At 68.1% G+C, this 24,968-nt stretch carries 27 protein-coding genes and 1 pseudogene; 11 read left to right on the forward strand and 17 right to left on the reverse strand.

What is annotated here, in order from left to right; all coding sequences use genetic code 11:
• Nucleotides 1-118, forward strand: a pseudogene (locus ACJASC_RS16195) (electron transfer flavoprotein subunit alpha/FixB family protein); the annotation flags it as partial.
• A 78-nt stretch (nucleotides 119-196) separates the two neighbouring features.
• Here the strand turns inward: ACJASC_RS16195 and ACJASC_RS16200 are convergent.
• The 7 genes from ACJASC_RS16200 to ACJASC_RS16230 form a co-directional block, all read right to left on the reverse strand.
• Nucleotides 197-1,729 carry a PhnE/PtxC family ABC transporter permease gene (locus tag ACJASC_RS16200; protein WP_415146918.1) on the reverse strand — a complete coding sequence of 511 codons (1,533 nt, stop codon included), beginning with the start codon at nucleotides 1,727-1,729 and terminating at the stop codon, nucleotides 197-199.
• The gene (locus ACJASC_RS16205; protein ID WP_415146919.1) at nucleotides 1,710-2,393 is read right to left on the reverse strand and encodes an ATP-binding cassette domain-containing protein; all 684 of its coding nucleotides are present in this window, start codon (nucleotides 2,391-2,393) and stop codon (nucleotides 1,710-1,712) included. The genes ACJASC_RS16200 and ACJASC_RS16205 overlap by 20 nt, the downstream gene beginning before the upstream one ends.
• Nucleotides 2,393-3,274: a putative selenate ABC transporter substrate-binding protein gene (locus tag ACJASC_RS16210; protein ID WP_415146920.1), complete on the reverse strand. Its 882-nt coding sequence runs from the start codon at nucleotides 3,272-3,274 to the stop codon at nucleotides 2,393-2,395. The genes ACJASC_RS16205 and ACJASC_RS16210 overlap by 1 nt, the downstream gene beginning before the upstream one ends.
• A 196-nt stretch (nucleotides 3,275-3,470) precedes the next feature.
• Nucleotides 3,471-4,154 carry a type 1 glutamine amidotransferase domain-containing protein gene (locus ACJASC_RS16215; protein WP_021695050.1) on the reverse strand — a complete coding sequence of 228 codons (684 nt, stop codon included), beginning with the start codon at nucleotides 4,152-4,154 and terminating at the stop codon, nucleotides 3,471-3,473.
• A 34-nt stretch (nucleotides 4,155-4,188) separates the two neighbouring features.
• Nucleotides 4,189-5,217, reverse strand: coding sequence for an NADP-dependent oxidoreductase (locus ACJASC_RS16220; RefSeq protein ID WP_415146921.1), 1,029 nt, complete (start codon nucleotides 5,215-5,217; stop codon nucleotides 4,189-4,191).
• Nucleotides 5,217-5,804, reverse strand: a complete 588-nt coding sequence (locus tag ACJASC_RS16225; protein WP_415146922.1) for a TetR/AcrR family transcriptional regulator — start codon at nucleotides 5,802-5,804, stop codon at nucleotides 5,217-5,219. The genes ACJASC_RS16220 and ACJASC_RS16225 overlap by 1 nt, the downstream gene beginning before the upstream one ends.
• A gap of 112 nt (nucleotides 5,805-5,916) precedes the next feature.
• Nucleotides 5,917-6,312 carry a VOC family protein gene (locus ACJASC_RS16230; protein ID WP_415146923.1) on the reverse strand — a complete coding sequence of 132 codons (396 nt, stop codon included), beginning with the start codon at nucleotides 6,310-6,312 and terminating at the stop codon, nucleotides 5,917-5,919.
• Between the two features lie 213 nt (nucleotides 6,313-6,525).
• On the opposite strand from ACJASC_RS16230, the gene ACJASC_RS16235 reads away from it, so the two are divergent.
• Entirely contained in the window at nucleotides 6,526-7,746 is a 1,221-nt protein-coding gene (locus tag ACJASC_RS16235; RefSeq protein ID WP_415146924.1) for an MFS transporter, read from the forward strand.
• 15 nt (nucleotides 7,747-7,761) lie between these two features.
• On the opposite strand, the gene ACJASC_RS16240 is transcribed toward ACJASC_RS16235, so the two are convergent.
• The 5 genes from ACJASC_RS16240 to motA all read right to left on the reverse strand — a co-directional run bounded on the left by ACJASC_RS16240 (nucleotide 7,762) and on the right by motA (nucleotide 11,733).
• Nucleotides 7,762-8,997 carry a saccharopine dehydrogenase family protein gene (locus ACJASC_RS16240; protein WP_415146925.1) on the reverse strand — a complete coding sequence of 412 codons (1,236 nt, stop codon included), beginning with the start codon at nucleotides 8,995-8,997 and terminating at the stop codon, nucleotides 7,762-7,764.
• A gap of 34 nt (nucleotides 8,998-9,031) precedes the next feature.
• A complete protein-coding gene (locus ACJASC_RS16245; protein ID WP_021695056.1) occupies nucleotides 9,032-10,132 on the reverse strand; it encodes a carboxynorspermidine decarboxylase in 1,101 nt (366 codons plus the stop codon).
• A gap of 89 nt (nucleotides 10,133-10,221) precedes the next feature.
• Nucleotides 10,222-10,644, reverse strand: coding sequence for a hypothetical protein (locus ACJASC_RS16250; protein WP_415146926.1), 423 nt, complete (start codon nucleotides 10,642-10,644; stop codon nucleotides 10,222-10,224).
• Entirely contained in the window at nucleotides 10,634-10,870 is a 237-nt protein-coding gene (locus tag ACJASC_RS16255; RefSeq protein ID WP_415146927.1) for a hypothetical protein, read from the reverse strand. The genes ACJASC_RS16250 and ACJASC_RS16255 overlap by 11 nt, the downstream gene beginning before the upstream one ends.
• Nucleotides 10,867-11,733 carry a flagellar motor stator protein MotA gene (motA, locus tag ACJASC_RS16260; RefSeq protein ID WP_021695059.1) on the reverse strand — a complete coding sequence of 289 codons (867 nt, stop codon included), beginning with the start codon at nucleotides 11,731-11,733 and terminating at the stop codon, nucleotides 10,867-10,869. Before motA ends, ACJASC_RS16255 begins: the two co-directional genes overlap by 4 nt.
• A 129-nt stretch (nucleotides 11,734-11,862) precedes the next feature.
• Here motA and ACJASC_RS16265 point away from each other — a divergent pair, with 129 nt between their 5' ends.
• The 7 genes from ACJASC_RS16265 to ACJASC_RS16295 all read left to right on the forward strand — a co-directional run bounded on the left by ACJASC_RS16265 (nucleotide 11,863) and on the right by ACJASC_RS16295 (nucleotide 18,464).
• Nucleotides 11,863-12,909 (forward strand): hypothetical protein, encoded by a 1,047-nt coding sequence (locus tag ACJASC_RS16265; RefSeq protein WP_415146928.1) that lies wholly within the window; start codon nucleotides 11,863-11,865, stop codon nucleotides 12,907-12,909.
• The gene (locus ACJASC_RS16270; RefSeq protein ID WP_021695061.1) at nucleotides 12,906-13,148 is read left to right on the forward strand and encodes a MucR family transcriptional regulator; all 243 of its coding nucleotides are present in this window, start codon (nucleotides 12,906-12,908) and stop codon (nucleotides 13,146-13,148) included. Before ACJASC_RS16265 ends, ACJASC_RS16270 begins: the two co-directional genes overlap by 4 nt.
• 166 nt (nucleotides 13,149-13,314) lie before the next feature.
• Entirely contained in the window at nucleotides 13,315-13,758 is a 444-nt protein-coding gene (locus ACJASC_RS16275; RefSeq protein WP_415146929.1) for a Ros/MucR family transcriptional regulator, read from the forward strand.
• A gap of 124 nt (nucleotides 13,759-13,882) precedes the next feature.
• Nucleotides 13,883-14,866, forward strand: coding sequence for a flagellar motor protein MotB (locus tag ACJASC_RS16280; protein WP_415146930.1), 984 nt, complete (start codon nucleotides 13,883-13,885; stop codon nucleotides 14,864-14,866).
• Nucleotides 14,867-15,095: 229 nt separating this feature from the next.
• Nucleotides 15,096-15,863 carry a hypothetical protein gene (locus ACJASC_RS16285; RefSeq protein WP_415146931.1) on the forward strand — a complete coding sequence of 256 codons (768 nt, stop codon included), beginning with the start codon at nucleotides 15,096-15,098 and terminating at the stop codon, nucleotides 15,861-15,863.
• A gap of 6 nt (nucleotides 15,864-15,869) precedes the next feature.
• Nucleotides 15,870-17,768, forward strand: coding sequence for a flagellar hook-length control protein FliK (locus ACJASC_RS16290; protein WP_415146932.1), 1,899 nt, complete (start codon nucleotides 15,870-15,872; stop codon nucleotides 17,766-17,768).
• Nucleotides 17,769-17,789: 21 nt separating this feature from the next.
• Nucleotides 17,790-18,464 (forward strand): flagellar hook assembly protein FlgD, encoded by a 675-nt coding sequence (locus ACJASC_RS16295; RefSeq protein WP_415146933.1) that lies wholly within the window; start codon nucleotides 17,790-17,792, stop codon nucleotides 18,462-18,464.
• A gap of 10 nt (nucleotides 18,465-18,474) precedes the next feature.
• Here the strand turns inward: ACJASC_RS16295 and ACJASC_RS16300 are convergent, their stop codons facing one another.
• From ACJASC_RS16300 to flgF, 5 genes are all read right to left on the reverse strand, one after another.
• A complete protein-coding gene (locus tag ACJASC_RS16300) occupies nucleotides 18,475-19,158 on the reverse strand; it encodes a hypothetical protein (RefSeq protein ID WP_415146934.1) in 684 nt (227 codons plus the stop codon).
• 62 nt (nucleotides 19,159-19,220) lie between these two features.
• Nucleotides 19,221-19,997 (reverse strand): flagellar basal body L-ring protein FlgH, encoded by a 777-nt coding sequence (gene flgH / locus ACJASC_RS16305; protein ID WP_415146935.1) that lies wholly within the window; start codon nucleotides 19,995-19,997, stop codon nucleotides 19,221-19,223.
• Complete coding sequence (flgA, locus tag ACJASC_RS16310; RefSeq protein ID WP_415146936.1) at nucleotides 19,994-20,659, reverse strand: flagellar basal body P-ring formation chaperone FlgA; 666 nt, start codon at nucleotides 20,657-20,659, stop codon at nucleotides 19,994-19,996. The genes flgH and flgA overlap by 4 nt, the downstream gene beginning before the upstream one ends.
• Entirely contained in the window at nucleotides 20,659-21,444 is a 786-nt protein-coding gene (gene flgG / locus ACJASC_RS16315; protein WP_021695069.1) for a flagellar basal-body rod protein FlgG, read from the reverse strand. Before flgG ends, flgA begins: the two co-directional genes overlap by 1 nt.
• A 34-nt stretch (nucleotides 21,445-21,478) precedes the next feature.
• Complete coding sequence (flgF, locus tag ACJASC_RS16320) at nucleotides 21,479-22,228, reverse strand: flagellar basal-body rod protein FlgF (RefSeq protein WP_021695070.1); 750 nt, start codon at nucleotides 22,226-22,228, stop codon at nucleotides 21,479-21,481.
• 239 nt (nucleotides 22,229-22,467) lie between these two features.
• Here flgF and ACJASC_RS16325 point away from each other — a divergent pair, with 239 nt between their 5' ends.
• Nucleotides 22,468-24,144 (forward strand): hypothetical protein, encoded by a 1,677-nt coding sequence (locus tag ACJASC_RS16325; RefSeq protein WP_415146937.1) that lies wholly within the window; start codon nucleotides 22,468-22,470, stop codon nucleotides 24,142-24,144.
• Between the two features lie 97 nt (nucleotides 24,145-24,241).
• On the forward strand, nucleotides 24,242-24,968 hold a 727-nt coding region (locus tag ACJASC_RS16330; RefSeq protein ID WP_415146938.1), incomplete at its 3' end, for a flagellar hook-basal body complex protein.

A 24,968-nucleotide genomic window follows, 5' to 3' on the forward strand; every position in this document is an offset into this window, starting at 1 on the left:
CAGCAAGGTCATCGTCGCCATCAACAAGGACGAGGAGGCGCCGATCTTCCAGGTCGCCGATTACGGCCTCGTCGGAGATCTGTTCGAGGTGCTGCCGGAGCTGACCGAGAAGCTGTGAGGCCGCAGGCCCGGCGCGGGAGGTTTCCGTTCCGGGCCGGACCTCGGCCACTTCATTCTTCAAATACTCATCTTTCTTTCACGCCGCTTCTGCCTGCTCCGGCTCGGCCCGCCGCATGCCTGGCGCCGAGAGCCTCATCCGCGCCCTGATCCAACCAGACAGCGTGTCGATCCCGAGCGTCAGCATCGCCGCGACCATGAGCAGCAGCACCGCGCGATCGGTACGCAACTCCTGCACGGCGGCATCGACATAAAAGCCCAGCGTGGCAATGCCCAGAAGCCCGAGAATGGCGCTGTCGCGCACGATGATCTCCCAGCGATAAAGGCACAGCGCGAAGAAGTTGCCCGACAGGCGCGGCAACAGCTCCCACGCCGCCAGCCGCAGCCCGCGCGGTGCGTCAGGCCTGAGCTTTGGCATCAGCGCGTCGCCTTGCCGCCCCATCAGATGCGCGATGATCGCGCCGTTGTGCAGGCCCAACGCGAGGATGGCGGGGATCATCGAGGGGCCGGTCACCTGCAGGATCAGGAAGGCCAGCATGTAATCGGGGATGGAGCGCGACAGCACCAATGCCAGATGCCCGAGAAGCGTGCCCATGCGCCCCGCGACACGGCGCACGATCAGCGGAAAGCCGATGACGGCCACGGCGGCGGCCAGCGCCAGCGCCAGCTGCGACAGGATCAGCGTGGCGATCACCCCCGGCAGTGCCTGATCGCCGAGCAGCTTGCCCAGCCATGGCCAGAGCCCGGCCCAATCGCCCGACCGGATCGGCGCGGGCACCGCGTCATTCATGAACCGCCACAGCGCACCGTCGCCCATCGGCGGCGTGGGATGGCGCGACAGCAGCCAGACCGAAATGCCAAGCCATAGGGGCGCGAGGCGCAGCCGCATCCAGTAGCGGATCGGCAGGATCAGCGCGAGATAGACCCCGAGCGTGGCCGCCGCCGCCCCGTAATTGGCCTGACGGAAGTCGGTCTCGAGCAGATAGCCCAGCGTCGGCAGCCCGACGAAGCCCAGAACGGCCGAGGAGCGCAGGCCGCATTCGAGACGATAGAGCGTGTAGGCCCCGAGCTCTGGCAGGGCCAGCGGCAGGCGGCTCCACAAAAGGCGCGACAGGGGCGGCGTGCGGCGCGGCAGGGCCCGGCCCGCCGCCGGGTCTGCCTCTGCAAGGTATTCGGCGAAGACCTTGGCAAAGATGCCCGCATAGGGCAGGGCGATGGCCAGCACGCCGGTGAGCGGCCCGAGGCCGGTGATGCCCAGCAGCAAGAGCGCCCAGAACAGCTCGTGTACCGAACGCACGAGGATGCACAGCCCCCGGATCGGGCGCAGCCGGTAGCCGAAGCTCAGGCCGAGGCCCGCCAGCGCGCCCGCGAAGACGCCGCAGACCGCGAAGGCGACGGTGAGGGCGGCGGCCCGCGCCAGGGCCGCGGGATTGCCGATCTGAGGCGCGACGAGCCCCGCGCCGATGCGGCGCAGGGTCAGCCACGGGTCGGGGCGCGCAAAGTCGAGATCGGCCAGCAGCAGCGCCACGAGAGTGGCCAGCCCGAAGCCCGCCAGCACGCGAGAGGCCGCCAGACGGCGCGGCGCGGCCATCTCAGCCTTCGTAGAGCGCATGAAGTTCGGGCAGCGACAGCCCCCCCTGGGTTGGGCGGTCGAGCACGATGCGCCCGGCGCGGATACCGATGATCCGGGTGCCGATGGAGAGCGCCCGTGCCGGGTCGTGCAGCGCCAGCACCATGGTATCGAAGCGTTCGGCCAAAGCGTCGAGCAGGTCGCCCGACTGGCGCGGATCGACGGCCGAGACAGGCTCGTCCGCGATCAGGGCGTCGCCGCCGCGCGTCAGGGCGCGCGCCAGCGCGGTGCGCTGCTTCTGCCCGCCCGAAAGCGATCCGATGCGCCGCCGCTCGAACCCCGCGAGCCCGACACGGGCGATGGCAGGGGCCGCGCGCGTCCTCTCGCGCCCCGGCGGGCGCAGCAGAACCCGCAGCCCGTAGGCGGCGGAATGGTCGTCGAGCAGCCCCATCCAGACGTTGTGGAACACCGAAAGCTGCGGCACCAGCCCCGGATCTTGCGGCACGAGGGCCAGACGCGGCGCCGAGGCCTGCGCCTCAAGCTTGAGCCGGATCGCGTTCAGCAGCGTGCTCTTGCCCGAACCCGAGCGCCCCAGAAGCACCAGCCGCTCGCCTCGCGACAGCGACAGCGAGACACGGTCGAGCACGGCCGTGCCGTCCCACGACAGCGTCTCGCCCTCAAAGCGCAGGAGCGGCGGCACCGTCATCAGTCGATCAGATCGAGCTCTCGGGCCGTGTCCTCGATCGGGGCATAGAGCGCGTCGCTCGCCTCGATGAAGGCCGAGCGCGGGAAGCTTTCGAGGATCTCCGCGTCGTCGAGCGCGATCAGCGCCGCTTGCACCCGATCGGCAAAGCCCTCGCCCCAGCGCGTGTCCACGTCGCCGCGGATGGTCCAGTTGTAATCGGGATAGGGCGGCGTGCGCCAGATCACGGTGGCGGTCTCGACCTCGGGCGCCCCTTCGGTCAGGGCCTGCTCATAGACGCTGTAGTTCAGCGCGCCGACATCATAGGCCCCCGAGGCCACGAGGCGCAGCGTCTGGCCGTGGTCGCCCGAAAAGCCGACATCGGAGAAGAAGTCCTGCGGCGCCTGTCCGGTGATCTCGCGCAGGTGGTATTCGGGCATCAAGCGCCCCGAGGTCGAGCCCTGCGCGCCGAAGGTGAAGCTCAGACCTTCGAGCCCTTCGGGGAAGGTGCCGTCCTCGGGCTCGGTCAAGCCGGTGTCGGTGTTGGCGATGAAATAGGTGACGAAGCTCTCGTCCTCGGTGCCTTGGGCGATGGCCCGGCTGCCCGGCACCATGCGGCGGGCCTGCACGCCCGACAGGCCGCCGAACCAGGCAAGCTGGATCTGGTCGTTGCGAAATGCGGTGACCGAGGCGGCATAATCCTTGACCGGCACATATGCCACCGGCACGCCCAAGGTCTCTTCGAGGTAGTCCGCGACCTTGCCGAACCGCTCCTGCAGGCGTGTCTCGTCGTCATCGGGGATGGCCGAGAAGTAGAGCGTGGCCGGGTCCTGGGCGGCAGCGGGCAGCGCCGCGAACAGCAGGGCGGCCAGCGGCAGGGCGCGGCGGTTGAGGCGGATGGGCATGGATCTGGCTCCGTCTGGTGTCCATGGCCCTTCTAGGCCCTCATGCGCGCAAGGCAAGCGATCAGCTTCTCCTCGGAGGAAGGTCGGCCTTCGGGATGATACGCGGCGCGGTGAATCGCCTGCCGCGTTGGCGCATCGCATGACAAAGGCCCGCCCGCGATGCGCGGACGGGCCCGTTCAGGCAATGCCTGCCGGATCAGGCGTCGACGAGCTTCAGAAGCTCACGCGCGGCCTCTTCCGACGACGCCGGGTTCTGACCGGTGACGAGTTTGCCGTCGACCAGCACGTAGGGCGCCCAATCCTCGCCCTTGGAGTAGTCCGCACCATGTCCCTTGAGCATGTCCTCGAGCAGGAACGGCACGACATCGGTGAGGCCGACGCCTTCTTCCTCGCCATTGGTGAAGCCGGTGACCTTGCGGCCCTCGACCAGCGGCTTGCCGTCCTCGGTCTGGGTGTGGCGGAAGATGGCCGGGGCGTGACAGACCGCGCCGAGCGGGCGGTCGTTGTTCACGAAGGCCTCGATGATGCGGCGGCTGTCGGCGTTCTCGGCGAGATCCCACATCGGGCCGTGGCCGCCCGGATAGAACACCGCGTCGTATTGCGTGGGATAGATTTCGTCCAGACGCTCGGTCGAGGCCAGCTGCTCCTGCGCTTCCTTGTCGTCCTTGAAACGACGGGTGGCGTCGGTCTGGAAGTCCTCCTCGTCGCTCTTGGGATCGAGCGGCGGCTGACCGCCCTGCGGCGATGCCAGCGTCACCTCGGCACCCGCGTCCTTGAAGACGTAATAGGGGGCCGCGAACTCCTCGAGCCAGAAGCCGGTCTTCTCGCCGGTGTCGCCGAGGCGGTCATGCGAGGTGAGGATCATCAGAATCTTGGTCATATGGTCTTTCCTTGAATACCGGGTGCGGTGCCGTTCAGGCGACGCGGATCACGCGTTTGCCGAAGGCTTCGCCGCGCAGCAGGCCAACGAAGGCGGCGGGCGCCTGTTCCAGCCCGTCGATCATCTCCTCGCGGTAGGTGATCTTTCCTTCCGCGACCCAAGCACCCATTTCCTTGGCGAACTCCGGATAGAGATGGCCGAAATCGTCGAAGATGATGAAGCCGCGCATGGTGATCCGCTTGCGCAGCATCTGTCCCATGAGCCAGTTCATCCGGTCCGGGCCATCAGGAAGCGACGTTGCGTTGTATTGCGAGATCAGGCCGCAAAGCGGGATGCGCGCGGCGGTGTTGAGCTGCGGCAGCACCGCATCGAACACCGCGCCGCCGACGTTTTCCCAATAGACGTCGATGCCGTCCGGCGTCTCGCGCGCCAGATCCTCGGCAAAGCTCGGGGCCTTGTAATCGACGCAGGCGTCGAAGCCCAAGCTCTCGACCGCGTGGCGGCACTTCTCGGGGCCACCCGCGACGCCCACGGCGCGCAGGCCCTTGAGCTTGGCGATCTGGCCCACGGTCGAGCCCACCGGCCCGGTTGCGCCGCCGACCACCAGCGTCTCGCCCGCCTCGGGCCTGCCAATCTCGCGCAGGCCCGCCCATGCGGTGAAGCCCGGCATGCCCAGCACGCCCAGCGCCCATGAGGGATGCGCCATGTCGGCGGGCAGTTTGTTAAGGCCGGTGCCGTCGGAGACGGCGAAGTCCTGCCAGCCCGAGAAGCTCACCACCCGGTCGCCCGTCGCAAAGTTCGGGTTGTTGGACGTCACCACGCGGGCCACCGTGCCGCCGACCATCGGCTGGCCGATCTCGACCGGCGCGGCGTATGAGGGCGCATCGCTCATCCGGCCCCGCATGTAGGGATCGAGCGACAGAAACTCGGTCGCCAACAGAACCTCACCATCCTTGGGTGTGGGCACCGAAGCGGTCTCGAGCCGCAGCGTGTCATCGTCCGGCTCGCCCTTGGGGCGTTCAGCGAGGACCCAGCGGCGGTTGGTGTCAGGTGATTGGGGCATCAGGTGTTTCCTTTGTTGTCGAGAAGCGCCGCCGTCGCGGTCAGGGCGCCGTCATAGGGGAGGGTGTCGCGCGACAGCGCGCCCATCAGGCTCGCGCCGAGCCAGATCTGGTAGAGCGTGGCGGCGAGCCTCTGCGGGTCGGGATGTGCGGGCAGGGAGCCGTCGGCCGCGCCTTCGTGGATCACCGCCGCGAGGCGGGCGATGATGGCCGAGACGCCGCGGTTCAGCACCTCGCGCATGCCGGGCGACAATTCGGCCACCTCGGCCGAAAGCTTCACCACAAGGCAGCGCGCATCAAAGGCCTCGCCCGACTGGCGCGTGCGCCAGTCTTCGAAATAGGCCGTGAGCCGGGCGCGCGCGGGTTTGTCCGGCGCGCCGAGCGTCGTCGTCAGATCCTCGGCATAGCCCTCGACGAAGCTGTCGAGCAAAGCGCAGCCAAAGGCCTCCTTGGAGCGGAAGAAATGATAGAAGCTGCCCTTGGGCACCCCAGCTTCGCGCAGAAGCTCGGAGAGCCCGACGCCGGTATAGCCGTGCTGCGCCACGAGGGCGCGTCCGGTGGCGAGGATGTGCTGTCGCGTGTCGGTCATGACTGGCAAATGGGGTCCACTAGACCGGTCGTCTAGTAGCGCTGGGCCGACGCGCCCGGTGACCTCACGTCAGGAGGGCGTCGGGGCGGCGCGCGCCGCCCCGAACCACGGGTCACTTCGCCGCGAAGCGGCCCTTGCGCGCCAGAACCTCGATCTCGTAACCATCCGGGTCCGCCACGAAGAAGAAACGTGCGACGGTCTCGCCATCGGGGGCAAAATCCTTGATGTCACGCGGCGTGTGACCGGCCTCGGCGAGCCGCCTGTGCAGCGTTTCCAGGTCGTCTTCGAGAAAGGCAAGATGGCCGTAGCCGTCGCCGAGATCGTAGGACTTGTCCCCCTTGTTCACGGTCAGTTCCAGCTCGAAGCCGCTCGCGGGGTTGCTCAGATAGATCAGCGAGAAGCTCTCGAAATCGAGCCGTTCGGCGATGGAGAGACCGAACAGCTCGTAGAAGGCCAATGAGCGGGCCTCGTCGCGCACGCGGATCATCGAATGGATCATCTTGGCCATAAAGCGTCCTTTCCTCGGATGGTTCGCTGGCCGAATGCCGAAACCGGGCTTCGGGGTCCAGACCCTCTCGACACGCGCACCGCGCCGGGGGAGTGTCGCGGCAATGACGAGGGGCGGCATGACGAGACGACGAACAAGCTCCGGCGGAAACGGAACGAATATGGACATTTGGTTCTGCGGAGCAGATTTGAGAAGCTATTTCATGAGGATCGCATGACCACCGGTTCGGCAGGAGGGCAATGGCGCGCGCTGGCGCTGATCTGCGCCGGCGTGGTTTGCGCGATGACGAGCTGGTTCTCGGCCACGGCGATCCTGCCGGATCTCGTGCGTGACTGGGATCTCGGGCCGGAGGCGCAAGCGTGGCTCACCAACGCCGTGCAACTGGGCTTCGTCGCAGGCGCAGTTGGGGCGAGCCTCGTCAACCTGCCCGACATCGTGGCGCTGCCGCGACTGATGGCGGTCTCGGCGCTGGCCGCGGCGCTGGCCAACGCGGTGCTGCTTTTGGAGCCGGGAGCCGGGGTGGCGATCGCGGCGCGCGCACTTACCGGGGCGGCGCTGGCGGGGGTCTATCCGCCCGCGATCAAGCTGATGGCGACGTGGTTCACGCGCGGGCGCGGACTGGCGTTGGGCTTTCTCATCGGAGCGCTGACGCTCGGCTCCTCGATGCCACATCTGCTGCGCGCGCTGACCGAAGGGCTGGATTGGCGCGCCGTGGTGATCGGCACGACGCTGGTCACCGGGCTTGCCGCCGCGCTGTTCGGTCTGGGGCTGGCCGAGGGGCCGCATGGCTTTGGCCGCGCTACTTTCGACCCGCACCAGAGCCTCGCCGCGTTGCGCAATCGCGGCGTCATGCTCGCCAATCTCGGCTATTTCGGCCATATGTGGGAGCTTTACGCAATGTGGGCGTGGTTCCTTGCCTTCGCCACGGCGGCAGAGGCGGAAATATCCGCGTTTCCAGCGGGTTCCGCGTCGATGCTCACCTTCCTTGTCGTGGCGTCCGGGGCGCTGGGCTGCGTGCTGGCGGGGGCTTTATCAGACCGGTTCGGGCGCTGCGCCACCACGGCGCTGATGATGGGGCTGTCGGGGGCCTCGGCGCTCGTCATCGGCTTTGCCTTCGACGGGCCGGGCTGGCTCTTGGCGCTGGTGGCGGTGATTTGGGGCGTGACGATCGTGGCCGACAGCGCCCAATTCTCGGCCGCCGTGACCGAGCTGGCCGAGCCACGTTTCGTCGGCACCGCCGTGACGCTGCAACTCGGGATCGGCTTTGCGCTGACGGTGGTGGCGATCCAGATCATGCCGTGGGTGGCAGGTCTGATGGGCGGCTGGCGCTGGGCCTTTCTCGTGCTCGTTCCGGGGCCGGTGATCGGCGCGGCAGCGATGTTGGTGCTGCGCCGCCTGCCCGAGGCGGCGCAGTTGGCGGGCGGGCGGCGCTAGGGCCGCCCGGTTCGCTCAGTAGAGCTTTTCGTCGGTGCCGTCGCGGCGCACCCAGGTGCCGAGGCCGATCTGGCCCAGCACCTTGAGAAAGGGCTTGGGGTCCATTTCCTCGACATTGCGCATCTCTCGCGCGTCCCATTCGCCGGTGGCGATGAGCATCGCGACGGCCACGGGCGGCACGCCCGCGGTGTAGGAGATGCCCTGGCTGCCCACTTCCTCGTAGGCGTCCTTGTGGTCGGCCACGTTGTAGACGAAGACCTCGACCTCCTCGCCGCCCTTCAGGCCCTTCACCAGATCGCCGATGCAGGTCTTGCCCGTGTAGTCGGGCGCGAGGCTCGACGGGTCGGGCAGACAGGCCTTCACCACCTTGAGCGGCACGACCTCCTGACCTTCGGCCAGCGTCACCGGCTGCTCGGACAGAAGCCCGATGTTCTTCAATACTGTGAAGACGTTGATGTAATGCTCACCGAAGCCCATCCAGAACCGCACATCGGCATGGGGGTAGTTGGTGGCGAGCGAATGCACCTCGTCATGGCCCGACATGTAGGCGCGCTGCGTGCCGACAACCGGAAGATCCCAGTCCCGGCCCACTTCGAACATCTCGTTCTCCTGCCACGCCCCGTCCTGCCACGAATAGACCGTGCCGGTGAATTCGCGGAAGTTGATCTCCGGATCGAAGTTCGTGGCGAAGTACTTGCCGTGGGAGCCGGCGTTGATGTCGACGATGTCGATGGACTTCACCTCGTCCATGTATTCGTCGATGGCAAAACGGGCATAGGCGTTGACGACGCCGGGATCGAAGCCCGCGCCGAGGATCGCGGTGACGCCCTTCTCGGCGCAACGTTCCTTCCGCTTCCACTCGTAATTGCCGTACCACGGCGGCGTTTCGCAGATCTTGTCGGGCTCCTCGTGGATCGCGGTGTCGATATAGGCGACGCCGGTCTCGATGCAGGCGTCGAGCACGTGCATGTTCACGAAGGCCGAAGCCACGTTGATGACGATCTGCGCGCCGGTCTTCTCGATCAGCGCGGCGACGGCCATGCTGTCGGTCGCATCCACGGCATGGACCGCGAGGATGCCGTCGGTCTTGTGGGCCCCCTTTTCACGGACGCTGGCGAGGATCGCCTCGCATTTCGCCTCTGTGCGCGAGGCGATGTGGATGTCTCCGAGCAGGTCGGCATTCTGCGCGCATTTGTGCGCCACGACCTGGGCGACGCCACCGGCGCCGATGATGAGGACGTTCTTCTTCAAGACCCTCGAGCCTCCTTTCATGTGTTGCCGCGCCTCAGGACAGGGCGGCTTCGAAGTCACCATAACCGAATTCGCGCACGGACCTAACCGTGCCGTCGAGTTCGCGCACCGCGATGGCGGGCATGCGCACGCCATTGAACCAGTTCTTCTTGACCATCGTGTAACCCGCGGCGTCGCGGATCGAGACGCGGTCGCCGGGCTTCAGCGGTTCCTCAAAGCGGAATTCACCGAAGATGTCGCCCGCAAGGCAGGAATTGCCGCAGACCATCCACTCGTGTTCGCCGGTGTCGGGGCTGACCTTCGCGCTCTCGCGGTAGATCAGCAGATCGAGCATATGCGCCTCGATCGAGCTGTCGACGATGGCGAGGTTCTTGCCGTTGTCGAGCGTGTCGAGCACCGTCAGTTCCAGCGTGGTGGAGTTGGTGATCGCGGCCTCGCCCGGCTCCAGATAGACCTGCACGCCATGGGTTTCGGAGAACCGCTTGAGCCGCTCGGCCAACTTTTCCAGCGGGTAGCCCGCGCCGGTGAAATGGATGCCGCCGCCGAGGCTGATCCACTCCATGCGGGAGATGAGATGACCGAAGCGGTCCTCGATCTGGCCCAGCATCGCGTCGAAGCGGTCGAAATCGGCGTTCTCGCAATTGTTGTGGAACATGAAGCCGGTGACCTGATCGCAGACCGTCTCGATCCGCGCTGGATCATGCTCGCCCAGCCGCGAGAAGGGGCGGGCGGGATCGGCGATGTCGAAGGACGACGAACTGATGCCGGGATTCACCCGCAGGCCCCGCACGTGGTTCCTGGCCGCCTCGCCAAAGCGTTCAAGCTGGCCGATGGTGTTGAAAATGATCTTGTCGGAGTTGGCGAGCACCTCCGGGATGTCGGCTTCGTCCCACGCCACCGAATAGGCGTGGGTCTCGCCGGGGAAATGCTTGCGCCCGAGCTGCACCTCGAAGGGCGACGACGAGGTGGTGCCATCCATGTATTCGCTCATCAGGTCGAACACCGACCACGAGGCGAAACATTTCAGCGCCAGCAGCGACTTGGCGCCCGAAAGCTCGCGCAGCTTCGCGATTTTTTCGAGATTAGGCAGCAGCGCCTGCTTGTCGATGAGATAATAGGGGGTTCGCAGCGTCATCGGGGCTCCCTCGCGTGTCGGGCCACGGGCGGGTGGCGCGAGGGGCATATAGACATGCGCCGCGGCAGGCTCAACAGGAGCCGTGGGGGTCAGCCCTCGCGGCCCCAGCGCAGCAGCACCATCTCGTCGGTCTCCGCGGCCTCCCGCGCGACGCGATCGCGGGTGGCGCGCAGCCTCGCACGGGCGGCGACGGTGGCGACGGTCTTCATCTCGCGAAAGCTCTCGCGCATCGCATCCTCGAGCTTTGCCGCCTGCGGCTCGAGGTCGGAGCGTGCGCGATCGAGCGCGCCGATCTGGGCGCGGGCGTCGCGGATATAGGCCCCGACATAGGGCGCGGATTCGATCGACACGATGTGTCCGTCGCGGGCCAGCGCCTCGGCCGTCTCGGCGCTGCGACGCTCCAGTTCGGTCATGCGGTCGCGCAGCGCATTCAGCTCGACGGCCCGGGCCTCGATCTCGACCCGGTGCAGCCGCTCGATCAGCCCCAATGCCCGGTCGCGCCTAGTTGTCATCGCGCGCGGTCTCCAGCGCCACGAGGGCGGCGCGCATTCGCGCGAGGATCTCGGGCGGAAAGGCGTTGACCTGCTCGGGCGGCAGCAGCGCGTAGGGGGCGGGCGGCATCCCGGCGGCAGGTGTTTCGGCCTCCTCCTCCTCCTTGCCCTCGTCGGGTTCGGTCGACCCCGCGCCAAGGGCGGGACCGGCCAGAAGGGTGCAGGCGAGGAGGACTGCCCGGATCATGCCGCCGGAAGTTCCTTCTGCGCGGCCTCGACACGGTAGAAGTCGGGCTGCTTGGAGGTCGGGATGTTGCCGCGGCCGATCTCGACGCAGATGTTCGGCGGGTGGTTGGCGACCATTGCGACGAAGATGTCGCGGATGATCAGGTAGAAGGCCCCGTCCTCGTCCTCGATCTGCTTCAATCGTCCCGAAACCGGTTGGACCATGCAATAGGCGAGGAACACGCCGAGGAATGTGCCCACCAACGCGCCGCCGATCATCTTGCCCAGAATTTCGGGCGGCTGATCGATCGAGGACATGGTCTTGATCACGCCGAGCACGGCCGCGACGATGCCGATCGCGGGCAGCCCGTCGGCCATTGTCTGGATCGCGCCTGCGGCACCCAGCGCCTCGTGGTGATGCTTCTTGATCTTGCGGTTGATCACGTCCTCGGTCTGGTACTTGTCGTCGAACTGCATCGCCAGCATGCGGAAGCTGTCGGTGATCAGCTCGGTGGCGAAGTGGTCCTTGAGGATCGTCGGATACCGCTGAAAGATCGAGCTGTCCTTGGGCGTCTCGATATGCTCGTCGAGCGCGAGGATGCCCTTTTGCTTGTAGAGGCGGCTCAGCTCGTACATCAGGTTGAGCAGTGCCTCATAGTCGGCGGCCTTCCATTTCGGCCCCTTCAGCACCTTGCCGACGCCCTTGAGCGCGCTCTTGATGACGGTCATCGAGTTGGCGATGACGAAAGCGCCGAGAGCCGCGCCGCCGATCATCATGCCCTCGTAGGGCAGGGCGTAGAGCACGATGTCCATGTTGCCGCCCGACAGCATGAATCCACCGAAGACCAGCCCGAAAACCATGACAAGTCCGAGGATTAGGGTCATCGCAGCTCTCCGAAACCTTGCGTCCGCGACACAGCATCGCGTCTTTCCGCCTAAATCCGATAAGGATAATTGACACCAATTCAAGCATAATCAAGGATAGTTTCCAAGTTTGCCGCAGTGGTGTTTGAAATGAGCAGCGTCGAGACCCTCGCCTATTTCCTCGAAGAGGACAGCCTGCGCGGCGTGATGCGCGACTGGCCGGAGGCCATGCAACTGATGGTCCGACTCGACGGGGCGGGGCGCTGCGAGCTTCTGGTGCATCACCGCGACGAGGCGGGCCGCGTGCTCGAAACCCTGCGCGAGGCGCTGGGCGATGAGGCCGAGACGCTGGCGGTCGTGCCGCAGGTCGAGGGCTTCGCCACCCGCCGGGTGCGTTTCTCCGAAGAACAGCAGCTTCTGGCGCTCGCCGCCTCGACCGAAGGGTTGAGCGAGAGCGCTCAGGATTACGCGATCAACTATCGCTTCGCCTGCGAGGAGGGGCTCGACCCCGAGGCGGTGATCGGACAGCGGGCCCGGCCCTTCGCGGACGAACCCGAAAGCGATCTGCCGCAGGTCAGCGAACGGCGCGCGGTCCGGCGTGCGGCCCCCGCGCCAGAGCCGCGTCTTTTCCCCGAAGGCTACGAGGCCGCGAGCGACCCCGCGCGGCGCGAATGCACGCTCGTATCCGCCCAGCTTCACGGGCAGGGTGCAAGGGTGCGCCTGACGCTCGACCCCGAGACGTCGCAGGGCAGCGAGATGCCGGTCACCGTCGGCAATGTCGGCCACAGCGCGGATTTCGGCTGCTTCGTGCTGCCACGTGGGGCACTTGCCGATTGGCAGACAGGGGTCGCTCTGGTCATCGACATGCCGCAAGAGCAGTTTCCCGAAGCCTGGGCCGCGCGGTTCCGCAAGCAGACCCACCATGCCCAGGTGTCGATCACCGCGACCGGCATCTTCGTGCGCCCGATGCTGCCTGAAACCGTCGCCCCGCCCGAGGCGCCGATGGTCGAGGTCGAGGAGGGCTGGAGCCTCAGGCGGCCCTTGCGCGCGGCGCTGGTGGTAATGGGCATGGTGCTGCTCGGCGGGTCGCTGGCGATCGGCTGGAGCCCCTTCGCCATCGCCGAGGACGGGGCCGGATCGCTCGTCCCCGCGCGCACCGGTCTTGCCGCGCTCGCCGGCGCGGAGGCGGTGCGGTGAGCGCGGATGCGGGGCCGGCCCCCGAGGCACGGCGTCCCGCCGTTCCGATCGAGACCAGCGTGACGCCTGATTACATCATCTGCCTCGAAACCGGGCGCAAGCTGGTGCTGATGCGCCGCCATCTGCGCGAAACCCTGCATCTTACACCCGAACAGTACCGCGCGCGTTGGAACCTTCCGCCCGAATATCCGATGGCTGCGCCGAACTATCTGCGCAGACGGGCGGAATTCAGCGTATGAGCCGAACCTGAGCAAAGGATTGGTTGCGCGTGGCAACAATACATGCAAGAATAAATCATTGCCGTCGAAGAATTCGACTAGATGCCGTCAACTGTCGCATCGGTCCACCTCTCTCGGGCTGTCGATGCCGCCGGGTGCCGCGCTCTCCCTGGATGAAAGGGCAGACATGACCAAACCGGATTCCAAGACCGAACTTCTCAGCACGATCGTCGCATCCTATGCCGCACGGCCCGATGTCGATTCCGACGATATCGTCGCGTTGGTCGCCAAGCTCAGCCGCGAATTGAAGATCGAAGAGGGCGCGCCGACCGATGCGCCCATTGCCCCGGTATCGGGCACGATGACCCCGGCGATCCCGCTGTCGCGCGCCGTGACGGAGGACAAGGTGTTCTGTCTGTGCTGCGGCAAGGGGTTCAAGATGCTCAAGCGGCATCTGGGCGCAGAGCACGGCATCACCGAGGCCGAATACCGCGCCGCCTTTGGCCTGCCCGAAGAGATGCCGTTGGTCGCCCCGAGCTATTCGCGGCGCAAGGCCAACTACGCCCGCAAGGTGGGCTTCGGCCGCTACAGCCGCGAAACCGTGCGCCGCGACGGCGAGATCGTCCGCTGATCCTTCGGGATCGGCCGGGCTGATCCGAGGCAGGCCAGAACAATTCATCACGCAGATTCCGCGGCGCCGATCCGGCCCGGCGGATTGACAGGCGCGCCGGTCGGCGCGGGCAGGGGAGCAGGCCATGGCCGTCGGTCAGACCATCATCATCAAGAAGATCGAGGACGACGGTCATCACGAGCATCACGGCGGCGGCTGGAAGGTGGCCTATGCCGACTTCATGACCGCGATGATGGCGTTCTTCCTGCTGCTGTGGATTCTCGCGGCGAGCGACGAGGAAAAGCTCGAAGGTCTCGCCGAATATTTCACGCCCTCGATGAGCATGCTGCGGGGTGGCGGCTCCGACGGGGTGCTGCGCGGCCAGATCGTCGACATCGCGGGCGACATGCAGGCTTCGGAGGGCGCGCCGCCGGTCGATGTGCCGGACCTGCCCGATTTCGGCACGAATGATCCGCTCAAGGCCTTCGACAGCCGGTTGCGCGACACGCCGCCTGAGGTGGTGGTCGAATACCTGCCCGCCGATGCCGCCCCGCCCAGCGCCGAAGAGCTGCGCGACCGAGAACTGGCGGCCGCCGCGGTACGGATGCAGGCTGCGCTCGACCGCCGCGAGGCCGAACTCGACGCCATCGAGGACGAGATCGCCGATCGCATCGCCGCGACGCCGGAGCTGGCCGATATCGGTGACAACCTGCGTCTCGACCGCACGCCCGAGGGGCTGCTCATGCAGATCCTCGACGAGGATGAGCGCCCGATGTTCGCCACCGGCAGCGCCCGCATCGTGCCGCAGACCCGCATGCTCATCGAGATCGTCGGCGAGACGATTCGCGACATGACGCAGGACCTCGCGATTTCGGGCCACACGGATTCGCTGCCGTTTGCACGGCAGAACGACTATGGCAATTGGGAGCTGTCGTCGGACCGGGCCAACGCCACGCGACGGGCGCTGATCAATGCGGGTCTCCCGGCCCAGAGGATCAGCCGGGTCAGCGGGTTGGCCGATACCGAACCCCTCTTTGCCGACCGCCCCGAAGCCCCGCAGAACAGGCGGATCGGGCTGCTGCTGGAATATCCCGAACCGGGCCACGGCACGGACGGGGAGCAGCGTTGATCCCCGGCCCCCGGCGAATTCGGTTGATGCAGATCTGCCACGATGACCGTCACGGTGGCGATTTAGGATAGGGTCTGCCCCATTTCGGCCTCATTTGCTCTGCTATCTGAACAGGCCTCATACGGACACCGCGGACAGGCCCGCGGCGGGGTACCGAAAGCCGGCGACACGAACCGCAAAAGCGGCGTGTCGCGGGAGACCAAACCAGACCCGAAAACAGGGCGGATCGATGCAGAGCAGTAACCTTCTCGAAGCCATCTGGCGCGGCGATATCGCATGCGCCGAGAACAGCGACACCGGCGTCCGTTTCGGACGTCTACTCGACGCGCTGATGCCGATGCCGCGGATCGGACTGATGCGCGGGGATCGCGCGGGCGGGCAGATCCTGCCCGAGCAGACCGAACTGATGCCGGCGCTGGCGCTGGGCGATGTGATCGAGGAAGAACTGTCGCTGGCGACTCCGCAAGGGGCGCTGGTGGTGATCCTGGACCGGGCCGCGATGCGGCCCGGTGCCGGGGATGCCGCGCGATCGCAGCTTGCCGGCCGTCTGGTCGGTGAGCTGCTGATCGACGCGGTGCAGCGCGGCGTGTTTCCCGCCCAGCAGGAAACCACCGCTCTCTATCTTTTGGCACAGAGCTACGACGCCCTGTCGCGCAGCCCCGAGCTGGCGCGGCTCGGCCTTGTGCCGGCGCCGTTCCGCGCCGGCCTCGCGGCGGTGCTCGCGGGTCTTTGGACCGGTCCCGTGGTGCGCGGATCGGACCCGGACGAGCTGATCTGCGGGCCGCTGTTCCTCGACAGCCCGCGGCTTCGCGCCTACCTCGAAACGCTCGATGCCAGCTTCGAGGCCCCTGCCGCCGGTCTCGCCACGGCCGGCCTCGTGCGCTTTGACGCCACCGGGCGGTCCCACGATGCCTGGCTGCGCGCCATCGGCCGCCGGGTCGACGACCTGCTGCGCCAGTCCTGCACGGCACAGGGCGAAACCGCCGGCGAAGGCTGAGGGCCGATGGTGGCACCCCTCCTTGCCTCCCAGACCGGGCGCGCCATGGCAGCACCAGCTGCCGCGGCGCGCCCGTCCGGCGTTGACGGTGCGGCGTTCGCGGCACTGCTGACCGCGCGCGAGGGGGGTGCCGCCGATTCCACAGCCACGAACGCGCTCTCCAAGGCCACCGCGTCGGGCGGGCCGCCCGTGCTCGAGGCGTTGCTGGAGGATCTGGAGGATATCGCCCGGAACGGTCTGGCGCAGCTCGTGGCGGCCGGAACCGACACTGCCGCACAGGCCGACGCCGTCTCCAGCATGGATACCGCGCTGCGTGGCGCCATTTCGGAGTTCGACACGGCGCAGGATGCCGACCTGACGGCGCTCCTCACTCCTCCCGGCGCGGCGCTGCCGTCCGGGGCGACGGCCACGAGCGCGACATTCGCGGTCGCGCCGGTCGCGGCGGCGGCGCAGGATGCGGTACAGGCGATAGCGCCGGACGCGGCCCTGGTCGGGGTTACCGCGACCCTGACGAGGATTTCCGACCTGCTCGATATGGCGGCGCAGGCTCAAGGCCACGGCCCGAGCCGGGCTTCGCCACGCGCCGCGCTTGTGGCGCAGCCCGTCATGCGGGGATTGTCGGCAGCGCCAGGTGAACCTTCGACTGCCGCGCCGACGTCGGCTCCGGCTTCGGTTATTTCCCCCGCGACGCAGACGGCGCACCCGCCGCGCCCGGCGGCCCTTCAGAATGGCGGGCCGGCTGCTCCGGCGATGCAGGCCGGTTCGGCCGTGGAGGAAGCCGGACAGATCGCTTCGGCGGCGGGGACAGGATCAAGTCCGGCAGAAGCCGGGCAGGCCCCTTTGATGGCGCAGGCTAATTCGATCCCACAGGATGGGAAGCAGGCCGCTTTGGCGGTGCGGGCCGGTTCGACCCCGCAAGTTGGCGGGCAGGGTCCCCTGATGGCGCAGGCCGGTTCGACCACTCAGGATGGGGGGCAGGCCGTTTCGGCAATGCAGACCGGATCGCCGGTGCCGGGCAGTGCAGTCGCGAAGCCCGCCATCCCGGGCGCTTCGGTGGCCACGGCCACGCGGGCGGACGCCTCCTCCCCCATCTTGCCGAACGCTCCGGCCCTGCCGACAGCGGCGCAGGCCGGAGCGGCCCATATGGGCCCGTTGACCGCGCCATCCCCACCAGGCGCGGGTGAGGTCGCAGCGGCCCCGCCCGTTACAGCCGCTCCTCAAGCCCCGAGCGCAGCGGCGGTAGACGTGGCCTCACCCCTAGCCGCGCCCATGGCGCCGGCCGGTGAGGCCGAGACCCGCACCCCGCTGAGCTTTGCCGCCCTTTTGTCCGAGGCGGCGCGGCAGGGCGATGTCGGGGCCGATGCGGCCAGCCCGGAGCTGCCCGTGCACGAGGTTCCCGCCTCCGAACCCGGTGCCGCGCCGCCGCGCGCGACCGAAGCCGCGGCCCAGCCTCGGATTGCTCCGGTCTCGCCGCCGCCGCCACCGATGCCCAGCGGCTTTTCCCGCGCCCTGACAGCCCAGATTCGCGAAACCTCGGTGGTCGAGGGGCGGACCCGGATCGCGCTCACCCCCGGCGGGCTGGGCGAGATCGAAATCGAGCTGAGCCGCGACGCAGGCCAGCTCAAGGTGGTGATCCGGGCCGAGAACCAGACCGTCCTGCAGGCACTGAGGGGCGACCGCGACGGCCTGATGGCGATGCTCGGCAACAGCGGCTCGGACGTGGCGGAGGGGCAACTCAGCTTCGAATCCTTCGACCGGGGCCAGCGCGACGGCTCCGCGCAGGACCGGCGTGGCACGGGGCGCACCGGCGCTGGGACCGCCACCGCTGCCGACACGGATATGGCCCCCGCCACCGATGCCCCGGCCTCGCCGACCGGCAACGGTCAACTCGACATCCTCACCTGAGCCAATCGGAGCCTTCCTGAGATGGAATCCATTTCTTCTACGAGCACCGCCGCCGCGACGGCCGCCACGACCAGCGCCGCGAGCGCCAGCCGCGACAAGCTCGACGCCGACTACCAGAGCTTTCTCAAGCTGCTGATCGCGCAGGTCTCGAACCAGGACCCGCTGGAGCCGATGGATTCGACCACCTTCGTGTCGCAGCTCGCGCAGCTGACGCAGGTAGAGCAGTCGATCACCACCAATGACACGCTCGAGAAGATCGAGGCGCGGCTCGGCGCGGCCAACGCGCGCGAGGACGCGATGCTGATCGGGCGCGAGGTGCTGGTGCCGACCGACAAGATCGCGCTCGCCGGTGGCACGGCGGGCTTTTCCTACGCGCTGAACGGGACGGCCGCCACGGTCTCGGCGCGCATCCTGAGCGATGACGGCACCGTGGTGCGGCGCATCGACGGTCTTCCGGGCGGCTCCGAGGGCCGTCACGAGGTGCTCTGGGACGGGCTGGACCGCGACGGTCTCCGGGTACCGGATGGCAGCTTCCGGGTCGAGGTCGAGGCGCTCGATGCCGAAGACGAGCCGGTGTTTCTCTCGACCTATGCCGAAGGGCAGGTCGAGCGGGTGGCGTTCCGGGACGGCACCCCGGTGCTGCAGCTGGCCTCGGGGGCCGAGGTGTCGCCCGACAGCATCGTCGGCATCCGCTGACCCCCGATCTTCAATGCGTCAGCGCGCCGGGCTCTTGCTCCGGCGCGGCGACCGCCGCCGCCGGAGTGGCGGCAGGGGCCTGCGGGATGTCCTGACGGGCCACGTCCTGCTTGAACAGGTTCGGGAACAGCACCTCGTCGATCGGCATGCCCAACGCCTTGAGATCGGCCAGCACCCGCCCCGAGAGCGTCTCCGTATCGATCGCAGGGCCGGTCATGGCCGGAGTGGTCGCCGCTTCGCTGAGCGAGGTCAGCACCGCGTCACGCATCCGCATCAGGGTTTCGGGGGTGTCGCGGACCTGCGCCACCAGCGTGGCGTCAGGCATCGCGAGGGCGATGTCGGCGACGACATAGGTGATGCTGCGTGGCTTGAGCACCGGCACGGTCAGCCGCCCGAGGCTCAGCAGGAAGGCGGTCTGGTCCTCATTCCCCGCCTCGGTGTCGTCGTGACCCGAGGGATCGGCCTGCCCATGGGCGGCCGCCTCGCCATGCGCGTCCGTTTCGGGGTCGACGGGGGCGGGCGGAATGCCGAGCGCCGCGTGATCGCCGGGCTGGCCCGGGGCCGCATCGGTCAGCGTCGCAGGCTCGGCCATCGCGACCTGCTGTTCGCTGGCCGGGACGAGGAACATCCCCGCCGCATAGCCGCCGGCAAGGCAGGCCAGAGGCAGGGAGATCATCAGGATCATGGATTTCATCGGACCATCGCGTGTTGTGCGTTCGGTCCATCATGCCCTTGCTTCGTGGCGGCAATTTCGTGTCAGTAGGGCAGAATGATGTCCATTGCATCCTCGCCATAGCCGCGCTCTTGCGTGCGCGACAGCTGGCCGCGCCCGCCATAGGTGATGCGTGCCTCGGCGATTTTCTCGTAGGGGATGGTGTTGTTCATCTGGATGTCTTCGGGCCGGATGATCCCCGCCACGCGCAGCTCGCGCAGCTCCTGGTTCACCTTGACCTCCTGACGCCCGGCGATGACGAGGTTGCCGTTGGGCAGCATCTGCACCACCAGCGCCGCGACCTTGAGTTCGATCGATTCGTTGCGGGTGATGGAGCCCGAGCCCGAGACGTCGGTGGAGGAGCCGATGTCGACGATGTCGCCCTGCGGCAGGTCCTCGGGGCCGACGCCGGGCAGGATCTTGTCGATCTGGGTGCCATAGCCGAACAGCGTCGGGAAGGCGACGCTGCTCTGGCCGTCGCGCGACCGCTGACCCGCGTTCCTGAGCTGCGCGCGGTCGTCGATCTCGATGTCGACGGTAAGGATGTCGCCCACCTGTGAGGCGCGCTGGTCGGCGAAGAACCCGCCCGAGCCGCCGCGCTCCCACAAGGACGCCGCCTCGGCGCGCTGGTAGACCCGCGGCGGCGCGGGGGGCGGCATCGGCACCGAGACGGCGGCCGCCTCGGGGACCGTCACCGGGTTCACGGCGATGGCCGAGGTCTGCGGATCGCGGTCGAACTTGTCGCGTACCCCGCCGCAGCCGGAGACGAGCGCCGCCCCGAGCAGGAGAACGGGAAGGGGGCGCAGATGGGTGCGGCTCAACGGGAGACCTCCACGATGCCCTCGGCGACGGCCGTGCCGGTGAGGGTGGTGTTGCTGGATGTGTTGACGATGCGGACGTCCTGGCCGCGATGCGCGTCCGACAGCGCCCGACCCGGCGCCGACAGGCGCATCGCGCCATCCGAAAATGTGATGGTGACCTCGTCGCCGCGGTCGATGACCAGGGGCTGCATCACCGATTGCACCATGACCGGGCGCCCCTCGGGAAGCATCCTTCGCACCTGCATGCCGATCACCGCTTCGGGCTCGACCACCGCATAGGGGCCGAGCCGCGCCTGCGGCAGCCGCATCTCGGTGAGATCCTCCGCCGCGACGATATCGCCAGGCATCAGCCGCCGGTTCGGCACCGGCAGCGGCACCATCACGGCGGCAAGCCCGCTCACCCGGTGCAGGCTGCCGGTCTCGTCTATCGCGTTGGCGACAAAGCGCCCCGACGCCGGGTCCATCCAGAACTCGGCGATGAAGGCGGCCTCACCCGGCGGCTGGCCCGCGAAACCTATCTCGAACTCGGCCCGGCCCGGCAGCGACGGGCCGAGATGGTCGCGCGCGCGCTCCTCCACCAGCACCGGGAGCGGTGCTGCGAGACCGGTCGCGGGACAGGCGAGGGGGGCGGCAAGCGCCACGAGGAGGGCCAGCGCGCGCATCACTTGATCTGGTTGGCGGCGGTCATCATCTGGTCCGCCGTCTCGAGCGACTTGGAATTCATCTCGTAGGCGCGCTGCGCCGAGATCAGGTCGGTGATCTGCTGGATGATGTTGACGTTGGAGTTCTCGAGGTAGCCCTGCCGCAGGATGCCGATCCCTTCGTCGCCCGGATTGGCGGGCACGGCGTCGCCCGAAGCGGTGGTGGCTTCGAGCAGGTTCGAGCCGAGCTGGCGCATTCCGGCCTCGTTGGTGAAGGTCGCCATGGTGAGGCGGCCAAGCTCCACCGGGGTCGGATCGCCGCCGACATAGGCCATCACGACGCCCTGTTCGGAGATTTCGACCTGCGTGGTGTTGTCGGGCACCACGATGCCGGGATCGAGCTCGTAGCCCTGAAGCGTGACGATCTGGCCCTCGGCCGAGAGCTGGAACGCGCCGTCGCGGGTGAAGGCCTGCCCGCCATCGGGCAGGTTCACCGCGAAGAAGCCGCGCCCGTCGATGGCCAGATCGAGCTGGTTCTCGGTCGACATCAGCCCGCCTTGGGTGTTGAGCCGCACCGTGCCCGCCGTCTCGACGCCAAAGCCGATATCGACGCCGGTGGGCCGGGCCGTGCCGGCCTCGGAGGTGAGCGATCCCTCGCGGCGCACAGTTTCGTAGATCAGGTCCTGGAACGCCGCGCGGCTCGACTTGAAGCCGGTGGTGTTGGCGTTGGCGATGTTATTGGAGATGACGTCCACGTTGGTCTGTTGCGCCAGCATGCCGGTCGCGGCGATTCCGAGGGCTTTCATGTGGGGGCTCCTGTGCCGGGTCCGGGAATTGGGGTCAGCCGACGCTGCCGATGCGGCGCAGCATGTCGCGCGTCAGGTCGTCTTCGCTGCCCACGAGCTTGAGCGCGCGCTCATAGGCCTGCTGGATCGCCATCAGCCGGGTCATCTCGACCACCGGCTGGACGTTGCTCGATTCGATCATGCCTTGCATGACACGGGTGCCGCCGGTGGCAGGGCGGGCGGTGTCGACGCCCTCGGGGGGCACGAACATGCCCGCGCCGATGCGCTCGAAGGATTGCAGGTCGGGCAGGTCGAACAAGCCGACCCGCCCGATCACGCCGCCGGTCAGGGTCGAGATCGTGCCGTCCTGCGAGATCGAGACATCGCCGCCGAGATCGGGCGGCAGGGAGATCGGCGCACCGCCCGCGTCGAGCACCTTGGCGCCCGAAAGCGTCACCAGCGCGCCGTTGGGGTCGAGCGCGAAGCGCCCGTCGCGGCCATAGGCGGTGCGCCCGTCGCCGGTCTCGTAGCCGAACCAGCCGTCGCCCTGCAGCGCGAGGTCGAGCGGGTTGCCGCTGCGCGACATCGCGCCCTGCTCGGGGTTCATGTAGGAGCCCTGATCGATCAGGAACTCGGTGTCGCGCGTCTCGTCGACTCCGGTTTCGCGGTGCAGGTAGCTGTCGAACACCACCCGTTCGCCCTTGAAGCCGGCGGTGTTGGCATTGGCGATGTTGTTGGCCGTCACGTCGAGCGCGTTGCGCATCGCCGTGGCGAGGGACAGCGAAACATAGGTGCTGTTGTCCATCGCGTCCTGTCTCCCGATTCCCACGATTCTCGACGCTTGCACGTCGTTATTGACGCTGTTGTTGCTTCGATATGGGATTCGATCAAGGATAGGCCAAATCAATTCATGGGTTCGTGGCGGATTTGCCAAGATTACTGAGCATATGTCTGGGGGTGGCCTTGCTGGCGGACCCGGCGGCCGCAGAGGCGCCGGAGGACGTGGGGCCGCGCCTCGCGTTTGCGCCCGAACAGACCACTATGGTGCCCCCGGCATCCGGATATCTGGAACGGCGCGCCGCCCTGATCGAGGCATTGTCGGAAGCCCCCGGCGGCTCTCACAGGTCGCGGCTGCTGCTCGATCTCGCGGCCCTGTCGGTGGGCGTGGCCCTCGCACCTGAGGCGCGGTCCTTCCTGTCAGGCTTGCCTGAGACGGGGCCGGAAGGGCTCGATCACACGCAGTCGCAGCGCCGCGACCGCCTCGCCCTCGCGATCTGGGGCGTTGATGGCGGCACCGCGCCGCCGCCGCTGCCGGCGCGGCTGCAGATCGAGACGGAGGGCGGCTGGGCCGAGGCACCGGTCTGGCGGGCGCTGGCCCGGGCCCGCGAAGGCGATGCGACGGCGGCCGCCGCCGATCTGCCGCAGGTGGGGCCCTTGCTCGACGCCATGCCGCCGGCCCTCGCCGCGACGCTGCTGCCCGAGCTCTTGGAAGCCGCGATCGACGCGCGGCTCTGGGACGACGCGCATGGCCTGGCGCAGAGGTTCGACGCCCATGCCGAGCTGCGCGGCGGTAGCGCCTACCGGTTTCTTCTGGGCCGCGCGGCGCAGGCCGGAGGCAACCCGGTGATGGCCTTCGACAGCTATGCCATGGCCGCCGGCGGTGGCGATGCTTGGGCCCAAAGGGCGCGGCTGGCGCTGATCGACCTGGGCCGCGCCACCGGCACGCTGACGCCAGAGGACGGCGCGGCGCTGCTGCGGCAGAGCTGGCGACTGTGGCGTGGCGATGCGCTGGAGATCGCCACGCTGGAGCGGCTGGCCGAGGTCGAGCACGGGCGCGGCGAAACCGAAGCCGCGATCGCCGCGATGACCGAGATCCAGCGCCGCCATGCCTTGAGCGACGCCGCGCTGGGATCGGCCGCGCGGCTCGATGAGATGGTGGCGGAGCTTTATGCGCGCGGCGCCTCCGGGGCGCTGCCGATCGGCGCCTTCGTGGCGGCGCATCGCAGGCTCTCGCCCGACCTGATGTTCCGGCCCGGTTTCGCCGCGCAGGCCGAGAAGCTGGCGGCGCGCCTGCTCGAAATCGGCGCGACGGACGCGGCGGCACGCGAATACGCGACGCTGCGCGACCAGCTTGCCGTGATGCGCGATCTGGGCCTCGAAGAGGTCCCGGCGCTGCGTCTCGACATGCTGCGGCTGGCGCAGGCCGAGGCGCTCTTGCGCGGCGGCCAGACCACGGCTGCGGCGCAGGCGCTCGGGGCGACGGCGTCGTCGGCGCCCGAGTTGCGCGACCGCATGGAGATGCTGCGCGCCCGGCTGTCGAGCGCCCAAGGCGACGGGGCGGGCGTGATCGCGACCCGCATGGAAACCCCGTCCGAGGGCTATCGACGGCTGCGCGCGGCGGCGCTGTTCGACCGGGGCGATTGGGAAGCGGCGCGTGACGGTTATGCCGCGCTCTGGCGCGACCCCGAGACGCCGCTCGGGGCGGGGGAGGCGATCCGCCTGCTGCTGGCGGCGCATCGCTCTGGCGACACGGCTCTCGTCGCCGAGCTTCTCGATGGCCTGCCGCAGCTGGCGCGAAGCCCCGAACTGGCCGAAGTCGCCCGCTCGCTGGCGCCGGTGGCGCCACTGGCGCTGCCCATCGGTCAAAAATCCGCCACGGATCGGATGCAGGATGCCGATGCTGCCCTGCAACGTCTCGAACGCGTCGCGGGCGACGGCTGATGACCGTCTCCGCCTCTCACCACTGGCCTTGGCCGGTACCACCCACCGGCCAAGGCGTCGAAAGCCACGGCGACACAACAAACGAAGGACAGGCAGGATGAGCATTTCCTACGCCATGCAGACCGGCGTCAGCGGTCTCAAGGCCAACTCCACGGCCGTGGGCCGGATCTCCGAGAACATCGCCAACGCCAACACCGACGGCTATCGGCGCAGCTTCGTGCAGATGGTGACGACCAGTACGCTGAGCGACAATGCGGGCATTTCTCCCTCGGGCGTGCGCGCGTTCCAAGGTGCTGATGTCAGCACCGAGGGCGCGGTGCGCGCCACCAACAACTCCACCGATCTCGCGATCGGCGGCGCCGGGTTCTTCGTGGTGAGCAAGCAGCCCAACGAGACCAACGAGTCGAACTTCTTTCTCACCCGCGCGGGCTCGTTCCTGCCCGACGAGAACGGCGATCTGCGCAACGCGGCGGGCTACTATCTGGCGGGCTTTCCCTACGACCAGACCGCGACGCTCGGCAACATCGACCGCAACCAGTTCGGCGATCTCAAGACCGTGAACCTGGGCAGCCTGTCGCAGACCGGCTCGCCGACCGGCAACATGACCGTGAGCGGCAACATCCCCGCCCAGCAGACCGGACTGGCCACCCCGGGCGAGCCGTTCCTGAGCTCGGCGGAGTATTACAGCCCGCTGGGCGAGGCCGAGCGGATGCAGTTTTCGTGGCAGCCCACCGATGTCGCCAGCCGCTGGGTGCTGTCGATGTCCGGCTCGGACGGGGCGCAATACGGCAACGTGACGGTCGATTTCCATGACAGCGGCCCGC

Origin of the sequence: Limimaricola cinnabarinus, from assembly GCF_047631075.1 — a bacterium.
GTDB lineage: Bacteria > Pseudomonadota > Alphaproteobacteria > Rhodobacterales > Rhodobacteraceae > Limimaricola > Limimaricola cinnabarinus.